The sequence below is a fragment of the Aerococcus sp. BD502 genome (assembly GCF_057919555.1).
The window spans coordinates 1283750-1297610 of the sequence record NZ_CP147972.1 but is presented as its reverse complement, the minus strand read 5'-3'; the positions used below and the strand labels follow the sequence as shown (position 1 = coordinate 1297610).

General features: G+C 48.5%; 9 protein-coding genes. 5 read left to right on the top strand and 4 right to left on the bottom strand.

All coding sequences use genetic code 11. The features are described 5' to 3' along the window. Window positions 1-30 precede the first annotated feature (30 nt). A complete protein-coding gene (locus tag WF803_RS06050) occupies window positions 31-2943 on the bottom strand; it encodes an insulinase family protein (protein WP_489610649.1) in 2913 nt (970 codons plus the stop codon). 685 nt (window positions 2944-3628) lie between these two features. Here WF803_RS06050 and pgeF point away from each other — a divergent pair. Together pgeF and WF803_RS06040 are read left to right on the top strand one after the other, a co-directional pair. Further along, the gene (gene pgeF / locus WF803_RS06045; protein ID WP_489610648.1) at window positions 3629-4399 is read left to right on the top strand and encodes a peptidoglycan editing factor PgeF; all 771 of its coding nucleotides are present in this window, start codon (window positions 3629-3631) and stop codon (window positions 4397-4399) included. Window positions 4400-4406: 7 nt separating this feature from the next. Further along, window positions 4407-5291 (top strand): cation diffusion facilitator family transporter, encoded by an 885-nt coding sequence (locus WF803_RS06040; protein ID WP_489610647.1) that lies wholly within the window; start codon window positions 4407-4409, stop codon window positions 5289-5291. Window positions 5292-5360: 69 nt separating this feature from the next. Here the strand turns inward: WF803_RS06040 and WF803_RS06035 are convergent, their stop codons facing one another. Beyond that, window positions 5361-5843 carry a redoxin family protein gene (locus WF803_RS06035; protein ID WP_489610646.1) on the bottom strand — a complete coding sequence of 161 codons (483 nt, stop codon included), beginning with the start codon at window positions 5841-5843 and terminating at the stop codon, window positions 5361-5363. Between the two features lie 404 nt (window positions 5844-6247). On the opposite strand from WF803_RS06035, the gene WF803_RS06030 reads away from it, so the two are divergent. After that, a complete protein-coding gene (locus tag WF803_RS06030; RefSeq protein WP_489610645.1) occupies window positions 6248-8173 on the top strand; it encodes a heavy metal translocating P-type ATPase in 1926 nt (641 codons plus the stop codon). 85 nt (window positions 8174-8258) lie between these two features. Here WF803_RS06030 and WF803_RS06025 read toward each other — a convergent pair whose 3' ends face one another. After that, window positions 8259-9443, bottom strand: coding sequence for a glycosyltransferase (locus tag WF803_RS06025; RefSeq protein WP_489610644.1), 1185 nt, complete (start codon window positions 9441-9443; stop codon window positions 8259-8261). Window positions 9444-10097: 654 nt separating this feature from the next. Here WF803_RS06025 and WF803_RS06020 point away from each other — a divergent pair. Together WF803_RS06020 and WF803_RS06015 are read left to right on the top strand one after the other, a co-directional pair. Beyond that, complete coding sequence (locus WF803_RS06020) at window positions 10098-10754, top strand: endonuclease III domain-containing protein (RefSeq protein ID WP_489611902.1); 657 nt, start codon at window positions 10098-10100, stop codon at window positions 10752-10754. A gap of 179 nt (window positions 10755-10933) precedes the next feature. Continuing rightward, window positions 10934-12643 carry an IS1182 family transposase gene (locus tag WF803_RS06015; protein ID WP_489610643.1) on the top strand — a complete coding sequence of 570 codons (1710 nt, stop codon included), beginning with the start codon at window positions 10934-10936 and terminating at the stop codon, window positions 12641-12643. Here the strand turns inward: WF803_RS06015 and purD are convergent. Further along, window positions 12601-13857 carry a phosphoribosylamine--glycine ligase gene (gene purD / locus WF803_RS06010; RefSeq protein WP_489610642.1) on the bottom strand — a complete coding sequence of 419 codons (1257 nt, stop codon included), beginning with the start codon at window positions 13855-13857 and terminating at the stop codon, window positions 12601-12603. The genes WF803_RS06015 and purD overlap by 43 nt on opposite strands. Window positions 13858-13861 lie beyond the last annotated feature (4 nt).

Sequence of the window (13861 nt, the reverse complement as noted above, 5' to 3'; positions counted from 1 at the left end):
TTGATGCGCGCATCAACTTTTTTCTTTGCCTTATTGTTTCAACGGGCGGATGTCATCGAAAAATTCTTTTTTCTCTTGGATATGATCTTCATTGCCGATGACCACCACATTTTGCGCACTCATGGCCTGGCTGAGACGGTTGTAGCTGACTTTTAAGTCGTCGAGATTGGTCTCTAAGGCTTCGGCGAGGCGGGCTTCCAGGCTGGCCTTATTTTGACCGGTGAAGTATAGACCCAGCATGAGCTGGTTCACGTTGGCAGGCACAATCGGATAGTGGAAGCTGGTCATGGAACCGATAATAAATTGATCCAGCTCCTCTTGCGTCAAGTCAAGCTCAGCCAGAGCCTCTGGCAATTGGGCATAGGTGTCTAGGGTCGTTTCAATGTGCGGATCGCGGTAGGAATAGGCATAAATATCCCCCGTTTGCTGCATGATCACTCCTGCCCCATAGGCTCCCCCCTGCTCGCGGATTTTTTCATGCAAGTAATTATGGCTTAAGATATTGGCCAGCACGACATCATTGCCCGTTTTCTGCGTGGCCGTGTAGGGCATGACTTCCCCTTGGGTCACGTAAAGCACATTACTGTTCGTAGTAATGGCTTCCCGTTTCTGCCCCGGCAAAGCAAAAGTCAAAGGCACCACTGCCACATCCACAGGCGTCAGGTGGCCCAGGAAGGCTTCAATGTCCGCTAGCGTCGCTTGGAAATTATGCTTCTCGCCAGTTAAGCTCAAAACGACACGTTCAGGATCAAACAATTTAACCAGCAAGTCGCCCAAGCGTTTTTGGTAGCTGGCAAAAGTTGCCGCATCGGCCTCCAGCATTTCCCGCACGTGGTCATAATAAGTCAGGCCAGTCAAGTGCTCTTGGAATTGCCCGGCTTGGCAGGTGAAGCTCCGCAAGCGGCGAATCGCTAGGCTATGGCCGCGGTATTCGGCCGATTCTTCAAAGCTCAATTTCATGCGCTCAAGCAAATTCTTCAAACGCTTCGTGTCGGAAAAGTCGCTGGCGTTTAAAATACCCTCTAAAATTGCTAAGGCATTGGTCATTTCCCCCGCTAGAGTCGCAAAGCAGACTTCAAATTTCGCCACATAAGCCCCGGTATCTTGCACATGGCGGTAAACTTTAGGCGTGATCGATAAGCCATTGGTATATTTCATCAAGGCCGTATCCAAGTCCCCATAAGCAAAGTCGGGGGTATCCACGCTCCCGAGGAAGGCCGCTAAATCACTGACGAGCGGTAAATCCTCCGCCGCAATCGTGTCCAATGGGAAGGCAAAGCGCAAGTAACGTACGCCGGCCGTCTCCTGCGGATGGAAGAGTAGGCGCTGACCCCCTTGAAGTTCAACCCGTTCTTGGGGAATCGGGGTAATCTCTTGCTTCACATCCGAAAGCTCTAATTTAGGCAAAGTTGCCTTAGCAGCTTCCGAATCCTCCTGCTCTTGGTAGGCTAAAAGTTCGGCCTGCGTTTGGCAAATGGCAGCAAACTCCGCCGCCGACATTTGCGCACGTTTTTCGGCTAATTTTTCCGCCTGGCGTTGGTCCGCTTCTTTAAATAAGTCCGTGCGCGGAATATGGCAGAGGACTTGATGGCCGTGGTCGCTCAGGAAATATTTCTCCAAAACGGCCTCATAATAGCCCGTTCCTAATTTATCGCGCAAGTCTTGGTAAATAGCGGTGTAATTGACAATTTCTTCAATCGGCATGTCATAGCGCCAGCCGGAGATGAGTTGAATAACCCGGGTGACCCCCCGCATATTGCCGCCAGCTTCCCGCAGCATAAATTCATGGGAATTAAGCAAGGCCTCCAAGAGGTCTTGATCCAGACCATCATGGACAATTTGGGCAATGGTGTTATCGATAATTTGCGTAATTTCTTCGGCATTCGCCTCATTAATTTTTTCCAAAATGAGGGAGAAGTCCAAGTAATAGCTATTGGAGAGGTAGCCGGTAATGTCCTTGGCATAGTCCTTTTCCACGAGGGCTTGGCGTAGGGGACTCGATTCGGTATTGGCTAAGGCGTCGATTAAAACCGCGAGCGTGATTTGCTGCTTGCGGTCCGTCGCCCAGCCAAAAGGCACGGAATACGTATAGTAGCTATCTTGAGCCGGCTGCATGTCTTCGTCACCATTGAAGTAAAGGCGCTCGCAATACTTGCCCACCGCCGGCTCGCGCGTTTCCAGGCGCACCTTGCCTAAAGAAGCCGTGAAATGTTTGAAATAACCTTCACCGATTTGCGTCAGGCAGCGTTCAATATCCAAATCCCCATATAACACGGCCAAGCTGTTTTCCGGCCGGTAGTGGTCGCGGTGGAACTGGCAGAATTCCTCATAGGTTAGAGTTGGAATTTCATAAGGGTCGCCACCTGAATCCACAGCATAAGTCGTTTTCGGGTGCAAGCTGCGGGTCATTTGCTGGATGACCAAGCGATCCGGACTTGAATAAGCCCCCCGCATCTCGTTATAGACCACACCAGAAATCCCTAATTCACCGGTTTCTTCGTCCGCCGTATAGTGCCAGCCTTCTTGCTGGAAAATTTTATCGTTTTTAAGCATATTCGGGAAGAAGACCGCATCCAAGTAGACGTCCATCAAGTGGTGCAAGTCCTTCTCGTTCATCGAAGCCACGGGATAAACCGTCATATCCGCAAAAGTCATCGCATTTAAAAAAGTGTTCATGGATGTCTTCATCATCGTCATAAAGGGATCACGCACTGGGAATTTTCGGGAGCCTGAAAGCACACAATGCTCCACAATATGAGCGACCCCTTGGGACGTTTCCGGCGGCGTCATAAAGCCAATCCCAAAGGCACGGTTCGGATCTTGATTTTTCAGCCAGATGACTTGGCCACCCGACTGCTCATGGTCATAAACGCGCACCTCACTATTCACATCATTAGAGTAAAAAGTCTCCGTCAGGGTAAAACCTGATATCGCTTCAGTCATAATTTCTACGCACTCTTTCCTCAAAAATTCAATAGCTTTAGTATAGCATAGACCCCATCAGGAAGCGAAGGGGGTGCAGTGAGTGGTTAGTGTCAAGCAATGCTCGGTCAATCATAAAGAACTCTATCTCGTATCTAATTATTCAAAAGTCACTTCGTTTTTGTGCTAAAGGACGCTGCGTTGAAAAGCAGTGGCACCGGCTTACGCTGAGCGTATTATTGTATCTCTACGTCACTTCGTTCCTAGAGCTACATATGCATACGCTCTGCTAACCACTGCTAATAAGAAAGTGAGACCAGATCAGCAGTCAGGATCACTGGAATTCCATGGAGGTTCTGGTCTATGACCAGGTTCTTCATTGAGTGAAGTGGATGCCTAGACTGCCTGGTCGAACTGAACTAGCAGGTCTTTAGCATGCACTCCGTGTCTTTCAGAAAAACAAAAATATATATCCGACAACATTTTTCGAGTATACGGCTTGACACCTCACAAATTTATTTAATAAAAGCTGAGAAATTTTTTCATAACTCCTGAGGAAAGATGACTTTTTGCCTGTAGTCCTAAACACAAATCTAGAGGAATAAAGCTAACATATCTTTTTCCAAAAGATGGTATTTTTAATACTCAGCCACCTCTGCCCTATTTTGTTATCTGGCTGGGGTAGCTTATAATAGAGGTAAAGTTTATGGAAGGAATGAGACCTGTGTATATCACCTACGAGAGTCCGGCGCCAATCACCATGGGACGCACCTTAGTCAAGAGTCCCCAAGACAGTAATTTTTCCCTAAAAACCGAGCCGGCAGTGGGTCTGGCCGTCCGGGCAGACTTGGCGACTGGCTTGGATATGCCGTTGTCGCAATGGATCCTCCCCCAGCAAACGCACAGCCAAAACGTGGTAGAAGTCGACGAAGCATCCTGGGGCCTAGGAGCTGTGACGGTAGATACAGCCATTCCCGCTACGGATGCCTTGTATACTTTTGCGTCCGACACCCTCTTAGCCGTCCAAACAGCCGATTGCGTCCCTGTTTTATTTTATGAGACGCAGAGTGGCTTAATTGGCGCCATTCATTCTGGCTGGCGGGGCACCGTGCAAAATATTACGGGCCAAACCTTCCAAAAAATTAAGGCCAAGCATCCCGAGGTAGACCTCAGCCAAATTCACGTCCGCTTAGGGCCTAGCCTCTGCCAGCAGTGCTTTGAAGTGGATCAGGATGTGCAGGCAGCCTTTGAAAAGTTACCCGCTGCCGCTGGCCTCATTCGTGAGGACCCTAAGGCCCATAAATGGCTGATCGACAACCAAGGCGTCGTCAGGGAGCAATGCCTTGGGGCCGGCATTTTGCCCGAGCATATCACTGAAGATAGCACCTGTACCCTAGAAGACCCCGCCTCCTACTCTTACCGGGAAAATAAGACAGCGGGACGCTTGGGGCATTTCATCTTCCAACGTAGAAAGTAGGTAAATTGTGAAAGGAGCAGCCAGTAATCTTGAGCAGGCAGAACGGGCCAGCTGGGTGACCATTGTCACCTACTGCCTCATGGCCGCGGCTAAACTATCCGGCGGCTATTTCTTCCACTCGCGCGCCCTATTTGCGGATGGGATGAACAACTTGTCCGACTCGATCAGTGCCATAACCATGGCAGTTGGCCTTCGCTATGCCCGGCGCCCTGCCGATTCTGATCATCCCTACGGCCACTGGAAAGGAGAAACGATCGCCACCCTAGCCATGAGCTTTTTGATTATTTTTATTGGTTTGGAAGTCATCTTGGATAGCGTGCGCGCCTTCTGGAAGCCGGTTCGCCATGCTCTGGATCCGACCACTGTCGGTGTCGCTTTGCTAGGGACAGTGGCCGCCATAGGCCTCTACCGCATGAACAGCCGCTTGGCAAAAAATCTGAATAGCCAAGGCCTGAAAGCCCAAGCCAAGGATAATTTTGCGGATGCGCTGACTTCTCTGGCCACGGCAGCAACGTCCTTAACCAGTTTCCTGGCCTTACCCTGGTTGGACGGCCTCATGTCACTGATTATCGGTGGCATTATTTTAAAAACCGGCCTGGAAATTTTCCTCGAGAGTGTCTACCTTTTAACCGATGGCTTTCCACCGGAAGATCTCGTCAAATACGCCACGGTCGCAAAAAAGGTGCCTGGAGTAGAAGCGATTGGCAGTGTCCGTGCCCGCCGTTACGGGGCGAACGTGGCTTTGGAATTAACCATTCTCGTCGATCCTAACCTCACCGTCCAAGCCAGTCATGCTATTACCGAAGTCGTCGAAGAAGCGCTCATGGCCAATTTCGATGTCCATGCGATTGCCGTCCATGTGGAGCCTTCTACTCGGACTCCCCCAAACTAAATTAAATGATTTCTAAAGAAAAACCTCCTGCCACCTTAGGCAGGAGGTTTCGTTTTTTAAAGCTAGCAATTAGAGAAGTTGATGGACAGCTTTCAGAGCAGCTTCAAAGTCTGGTGTTTTAGACATTTCTTCGACAATTTCTCGGTAAGTGATTTTCCCGTCGGCATCGAGAACAAAGACGGAGCGAGCGAGAATATCCTTTCCTTCAATATATAAGCCATAAGCTTTCCCCATTTCGGCAGCTTCCACGAGGACTTCTAAATCGGTTAAGTCATGTTTTTTAAGGAAGGCCTTTACCGTGTCCGCTGAATTTGTAGTGGCGGTCACCAGTTGGTAGCCAGCCTTGCTTTCCTTGCCAAAGGTTAGGGTTTGCTTTTGGCAAGTCTCCCCACTTAAATCTGGAAGTACGGATAGCAGGACGGGTTGCCCCTTAAAATCTGCCAGACTTTTCTTTTCCCCTTTTAAATTGGTTTCGGTAAAATCAGGAGCTGGATCACCCACTTCAGGAATGGCACCATTCGTTTTAATTTCTTGTCCTTTAAATGTAATCATGCCTTTGTCCTCCTTATCGAAATGTCAATGATTTTTTCCACTAACCTGAGTTTAGCAAGCAGCAAAAAAAACTGCAAACAACTTGCTTTAACCTTAAAAATAAAATTTTTTTGTTGAGAGCCGCTCCCAATTATATTTTTCAATTCTCAATGAATGCCGGCAAACTTTTCCCAAAAAGCTTGCCCTCATCAACTTTCTACAAAACACGCTAAGCAAGCGCCTGCCAGATGATAATGAAGCTCTTATTTAATCGTCTTTTCCATTATAATGAGTCGCATCTATCGACTTGACCTTCTTTCTTGTTTAGATCAATTCTATTGACAATCCTCTCAATTAGAGCTAACCTATGGGTAATAAGATTTTTATTTATATTGGTTATAATCTGTTAGAGAGGAGCTAGGAGAATGGATAAATTATGGGAAGAAGAGCACACAGAAAGTGCCTGGCAAAAATTCATTCACAATGAAAAAATAGCTTTAATCAGCTATTTCCTAGGCCTAGGCCTTTTCTTGTTAGCTTTTGCAGCACCGTTTTCACCCGACCTTAAGAAGGGCTTGATGGTGCTGGTGTTAATCTTAGCCGGCTATTATGTGATTTGGGAAGGCATCGAAGAAACGATCGCAGATACCAAAACGCGTGGCAAATTTACGCCGAATATTCATGTGTTAATGGGGCTGGCAGCTGTGGGGGCGCTGATTATTGATGAATTTGTCGATGGGCCACTCTTGATCCTCATCTTTGCGGCCGCCAATTTTCTAGAGGACTATGCCGAAGGACGCAGCCGCCGGGAAATTACCGCTTTGCTGAAAATGCACCCTACAGAAGCGCGCCGCTTGCTCGCCAATGACACGACGGAAATTGTCCCCGTGCAAAAACTGAAAATTGGTGACCGCGTGCTTGTCCAAAACGGTGACCAGGTGCCTACCGATGGGGAAATCCTTACGGGCTCTCCATTTATCGATGAAGCAGCCATCACGGGGGAGAGTATGCCGGTGGAGAAAAGCCAGGGCGATGATGTCTTCGCCAGTACGATGAATGGCGATTCCAGTTTCACCATGCGAGTGACGAAGGATAGCCAAAACACCGTCTTCGCCAAAATTGTGCAATTGGTCAAGCAATCGCAGGAGAATTTAAGTCCAGCAGCCTCTAAAATTAAAAAGTTTGAGCCTTACTATGTGAACGCCGTTCTCCTTTTTGTGCCCTTAACCATTCTCCTGATGCCTTTGTTAGGTTTTTGGTCGTGGAATGAGAGTATTTACCGGGGCATCGTGCTCCTCACTGTCGCCTCGCCCTGTGCCCTAGCGGCCAGTGCCGTGCCAGCAACCTTATCGGGGCTCTCGAATCTAGCCCGCCACGGTACCTTGTTCAAAGGAGGGGCCTACTTAACCCAACTTCAAGCCTTAAAAGCAGTCGCCTTTGACAAAACTGGTACCCTCACCTCTGGGCAACCCAGTGTGGTAGCCTATGAATTCCTCGGCACGAAAGCCGAGCAGGAAGACCTAAAAAACATTGTCGTCGCCATGGAAAAGCAAGCCAACCATCCCCTAGCCCGGGCCATTACGCAGTACTTCGATACCCAAGAAAATTCTAGGGTGCTCCAGGTCACCAACGAAACCGGGAAAGGCTTGCGGGCGCACGTGGACGGAGAGGAATATCGGATCGGCAAGCCTAGTCTCTTCACCCAGGTGCCTAAGCAAATCACGAGCGACGCCCAAACAGAAGCCCAAGCCGGTGCTACGGTAGTTTATGTCGCCAAAAATATGCAAGTTCGCGGTTTTATTGCCTTAATGGATCGTCCACTACCGGCCAGCGTCCAAGCCATCCAATACTTCCGCAAAGAAGGCGTGGCGACCATTATGATCACCGGCGATAGTGACGCTACCGGACAAGCTGTAGGGCAAACGCTCGGGCTTGACCATGTGGAAAGTAATGTGTTACCCGAGGACAAAGCTCACCTGATTAAAACCTGGCAAAAAAAAGCAGGTGCGACCGCTATGGTTGGCGACGGTGTCAATGATGCCCCTGCGCTGGTCACCGCTGATGTAGGGATCGCCATGGGGCAAGGGACAGATATTGCGATTGACACTGCTGATGTCGTCCTCACCCAAAATGATTTGACCCGCCTGACCTATGCCCACCGTGTGTCCAAGAAATTAAACCGGGTCGTCCTCCAAAATATTACTTTTGCCCTCGGCGTCATTATTCTCCTCATCATTTTAAACTTCCTAGGAAAAATTGATATCGCCTGGGGGGTGGTGGCCCATGAGGGGAGTACGATTCTCGTCATTTTCAATGGCCTCCGCCTCTTACTCCCTTTGCGTGAAGAGTAGCATGAGCAAAAAAAAGACGTCTCCTCGTGAATGACTTCCTGTTAAGTTAGCAGGGAGCCCTTCCTTAGGAGGCGTCTATTATCGTTTAGAAGGAAAATAAATCAGGGTCAGCTTGGGTACGGCGACGACGGCGAACATACTGGTAAATCCCCAAGACTTCTGTAGCAAAGCTTTCTGCGGAAAACTGCAGACTCACCGTCACTTCCGCCTGCTGGCTAAATTGCTGGCGGCGGCCGGAGTCTTCCAACAAAGTGGTTAAGAAGTGGCGAAATTCCCCGTCATTGATATACATATAGCCATTGTAATCAGGCAGCAAAACGCCCTCTAAGCAGGGATCGTTCCGGCAGAGTAAGGGTAAGCCACTGGCCAAAGCTTCAATATAAGTGAGCCCTTGTGTTTCTGACGTCGAACTGGTTACAAAAATATCTCCTAAATGATAATAAGTCGCCACCTGGTCGGCCGGCACCTTCCCCATGAAGGTCACGCGCTCATCTAAAGCTAAACGCTCGGTTAAGTCTTCTAAGTCCGCCCGGTAGGGACCATCCCCCACCACCAGCAACTGCCAAGTGAGGTCGGTATTTTGACTCAGATAATGGAGGACTTCTTGAATATTTTTCTCCTGAGCCAGCCGTCCAACATAAAGGAGAGTAGGAACGTTCGTTACCAAGCCCAGCTCGTGAAGTTTTTGCTCCCGCCAATTGGCCAGGATCGGTTCTTGAAATTTCTTCAACTCGATCCCAGTAGGAATCACGACGACAGGAGGCTTAACCCCATAGCCTAAGAGCATGCGGCGAATTTTTTCTGTCGGTGCAATTAAGAGATCTACCGACCGTAAAAGTCGATCCGACAGCCAGCTCGCAATTTGCCGGCCACTCCGCTTCGTCGGAGAAAAATAACAGGTCATTTCTTCATAAGCCGTATGGTAAGTATGCACTAAGGGCACGTCCCGCTCCCGGGCAATTAATTTCGCTGCGTGCAAGGCACTAAATTCACTCTGAGAATGCACCACGTCAGGAGCCCAATTAATGATTTTTGCTAAAACCGAGCGATTCACAGCTAAACTCACCCGTGCCCCGGGGTATAGGTGATTGATTTCTAGGGAAGACAAATAATAAACTTTTTCTGCTGCGTCATATACGGAGCTTTCGCCAAGCGTTAAGATACGCACATCATGGCCTTTTTGCTCCAGCATCCGACGCAAGGTCAAAATCGACGTAATGACGCCATTCACCTGCGGCAAATAAATATCTGTCGTCAGTAACACTTTCATTCGCCTTTCCTCCTTGCTTCCTCCATTATACCAAAGGCCAAGTCCCCTGCGAATGAAATAAGTTAGCTTCCTCTGCAGATAGGACAAAAAATAATAATTCTTTAGTTATTTTTTATCTATAGTAAACGAGAGAAAAGAATAAACGGAGAAGGCCGACAGCCAACACCTACCAAGAGGCCCTGCCCTCGCCTTAATACCAGCCTTTAAATTGGCCGCTGCCTGAGGTTCACATCACCTAGCGAAGGAGGTGCCATCTCTTTTTGCGACTGTGCAAACCCTTAACTTTTTTATTTGTCAATTTCTCCTGATCTTCAGTATAATGTGGCTAAGGAAGTGTGAAGAAGCGACAAACCCTAAGGGAAGCCTTCACCCGTAGCCTAGCAAACTTCCAATAAGCCCGCCTGGCCTTGTAGCATCTTGGCGTTATTGGCAACACAGTGAGGAGAGCTGCCGGTGGGCTAAGCATGGTCGCTAGTGAAATGGGCCCAATTGCAGAAGAGCTGCTGGGGAGATTGATGATCCGCTGACTTCCACTTCAAATTAACTTGATGAGTACCCACGATATTTAAGAACTCTTGAATAACCATAGAAAGGCTGTGTCCCTTGACTGAAAAATTACGAAATGCCCATGAAACGCAAAGGCTCGTTTATGCGATGATGGCCTGCTACCCCAGTGCAGAGTCCGAACTCAGGGCGGGCTCTCTCTTCCAATTTTTGTGTGCGGTGGTTTTAAGTGCGCAAACGACGGATGCAGCGGTTAATAAAGCCACCCCTGCCCTCTTTGCGGCCTACCCGACACCAAAAGCCATGGCCAAAGCCAGTCCCAGCGATATTGAACCCTATATTCAAACTATTGGCCTCTACCGCAATAAGGCGAAATTCTTAAGCGGCCTGGCCCAACGCCTGGTAGATACCTTTGACGGTGAAGTCCCTAAAACGCGTAAAGACTTGGAAAGCCTGCCCGGGGTGGGCCGGAAAACCGCCAGTGTCATGCTGAGTGCCGGCTTTGGGGAGCCCGCCTTTGCGGTGGATACCCACATCAAGCGCCTCTGCCGGAAGTTCCGCTTCGCCCCGGCCGAAGCCAAGGAACGGGAAATCGAACGCCTCATGTGTGAAAAATTACCGCCAAATCTCTGGCACCGGGCCCATCATTCCATCCTCCTCTTCGGCCGCTACCAATGCGTAGCCAGAAAGCACGACCACAAGGAATGCCTGGCCCGGCTAGAAGAGCACCTGCCCACTGCCGAGGCATTAGCGGCCTGGCTAAAATCCGAAGAAGACGGCGGCCACGCCTATCGAAAGCCCCAATAAAAAAGGAAGGCGAATGCCCTCCTTAAACATTCTGGGGCTGGGAAAAAACTCAGTCTCAGAATATAAAAAACGCATCAATTTATTTCGAAAATAAATTGATGCGTTTTGATATTTTATAAAGACAAAGCGAGTTCCAAGCCTTATAATAAAAGGTAAGCAAACCGAAGGAGGAACTCGCTTTGTATCAAAATTATACCACAATGGAAACAGCTTTAACACTAAAATTAGATTTTACGATTCCTGAGGACCATGAAGCTCGGCTGATCAGCCGATTTGTCGACTCGATTCCTACGGAAATTATTCTGGAAGACACTTCTCATACGGGACGTCCTGCTTTTCATCCAGCAATGCTATTAAAGATGTGTTTATTTGCCTATAGTCGATCAACGTTTTCAGGTCGAAAAATTGAACGAATGAATGAAGAATCTATTCCGATGAAATGGCTAACGGGCGATACCCCAGTTTGCTACAAGACAATCAATAACTTTCGTTCAAGCGAACATGCCTCGAACTTGATCAAGTATGCTTTTATCCTTTTCACCATGCTGCTGAGGGACAATGGTTTAATCCACCCAGAGGCTTTATTTATCGATGGGACAAAAATTCAAGCGGATGCGAACATCTATAGTTTTACTTGGCGAAGAGCGATTGAACGCTATGAAGCGAAGCTCAATGAAAATGTTTCGAGTTTATATGAGGAACTTATTCAAACGAATGTCGATATCGCCTTGACCGAAGAAGAATTAACGACTTCTGATGGGATTGAAAAAATTATTGCGTGTCTTGATGAAGCAATCGAAGAGGTTGAAAGCAAAATTGAAAATGAGACGACCATTCCTAAAGGAGGTTCTCGACACAAGCGACGTCGTCGCACGCTTAAAAAGCACCGGAATCGATGTATGAAGGATTTCTTACCCCGAAAACAGAAATACGAGGAAGCAAACGCACGATTTAATGGCAGAAACAGTTTTTCAAAAACGGACCCCGATGCCACCTTTATGTGTATGAAAGAAGATCCCATGAAAAATCGGGAGTTAAAGCCTGGCTATAATCTCCAAGTTGCTTCAAGTCATCAATATATTATTGACTTTGATATTTTCCCGAACCCTACCGATACGCGCACCCTCATTCCGTTTTTAAAAACAATCCCAACGCTTGATCTGTTCCAATATATTGTTGCGGATGCGGGTTATGGGAGTGAAGAGAATTATATGGCGATTATCGATGACTTTGAGAAAGTCCCTTTGATTCCTTACGGAATGTATCATAAAGAACAAAGTAAAAAATATCGAAACCAATCCAAGCATCGTGAGAACTGGCACTATCATGCGGCTGAAGATTCCTATACGGATTTAGATGGCGTTCATTTTAGTTTTTCATATTATCGTACGCGAAAAGATAAAAAAGGTTTCCAAAGACAGTTTAAAGTCTATCAAGCCGATACTGAACAAATGGATGAGCGTTTAAATGAGCTTGCGAAAACTCCGACAGGACGTCAGCGCCAGACGGCGGTCAATCTTAATTGGGAATATTTTAAGCACCAAGCAAAAGAGAATTTAGAAAGCACACCTGGAAAAGAAATCTATGCGCAACGTAAAATTGACATAGAGACCGTTTTCGGACGGATGAAAGGTGTCTTTGGTATGCGCAGAACACATGTGAGAGGCAAACAAAGCGTGTATAATGATATCGGAATGATGCTGATGAGCATGAATTTAACGAAATTAGCCCTTAAAGCTCGGCGAAGAGCAGAAGCTCTTCGTAATCATTTCTCTAAAAGTAAAAAATGCACTGAAGGAATCCAAATATGGATAACTTCAATGCATTTTTTATTATTTAGGGCGACTTATTTCCCAGCCCCTTTTTCTTTGCCAATATCTTGCCGGTAAAAACAGCCTGCTGTCGGCTGCTTGCTTAAATAAGCGAGCACTTCCGTTCGAGCCGCGGCCAGGGTATCAGCTTGGGCAACGGGCATGTACAAGCGGCCTCCATTCGCCAAGTAGCCACCGGCAGGCGCTTCCTTGACCCCCGCCGCAAAAACTTGCACCTGAGCCGTATCAGCTAAATCTCCTAAAGGCATGCCCTTCTCATAAGCCAGCGGATAACCTTCAGCTGCACAGACAATGCCTAAGCTGTAGCCAGGCTTGAAGCTCGTCTCAATGGCCTCACCCTTGAGGCTGGCCATTAAGCAGGCATCCAAATCGGTCGCCAATTGTTTTAAGACCACCTGGGTTTCGGGGTCACCCAAGCGGACATTAAACTCAATCACACGGAGCCCCGCACTCGTTTGCATCAAGCCACTGTAGAGGAAGCCACGGAAGGGCGTCCCGGCCTTAGACATTTGCTGGACCACGGGTTGAACCACCTGTTCGTAGGCGTCCGCTACCACGTTGGAAGGAAAATGAGGAATGGGACTAAAGGCGCCCATACCGCCCGTATTAGGACCCTGGCCTCCTTCATAGGCGCGCTTATGGTCTCGGGCCACTCCCATAGGAATTAAGACATCCCCCTCACCCACTAAGGTAAAGACCGAAAACTCTGGGCCTTCCAAGTATTCTTCCACCAAGGCGCGGCCGTCTTCCTCGGCGAAAATCGCCGCCAAAGCCTCCTTCGCCTCGGCTTCATTTTGGGCAATGGTGACCCCTTTGCCAGCCTTTAAGCCATCATCCTTAATGACAACGGGATAGCTTTGCCCCGCCAAAGCCGCCACCCCCGCCGCTAAGTCGGTCACATAGGTGTACTTGGCCGTGGGGACATCGGCTTCCTGCATGATTTGCTTGGCAAAATGCTTGGACGTTTCCAATTGGGCGGCTGCTTGGGTCGGTCCGATGGCTGAAATACCGGCAGCCTTTAAGTCATCGACCAAGCCCAAACTCAAGGGCAATTCCGGACCCACTACCACATAGGCGGCGTCAATTTCCTGGGCCCGTTCAATAATGGCTTTCGTGTCGGTCGCTGCAATCGGCCGGCAGGAGATCTTATCAGCCTCCATGCGCGGATTGCCCGGCAAAACTTCGACCTGTTCAACTGCTTCGCTCTCACTCAAAGCCCAGGCCAGCGCATGTTCGCGTCCGCCTGAACCGAGCACTAATACTGTTTTCATCACT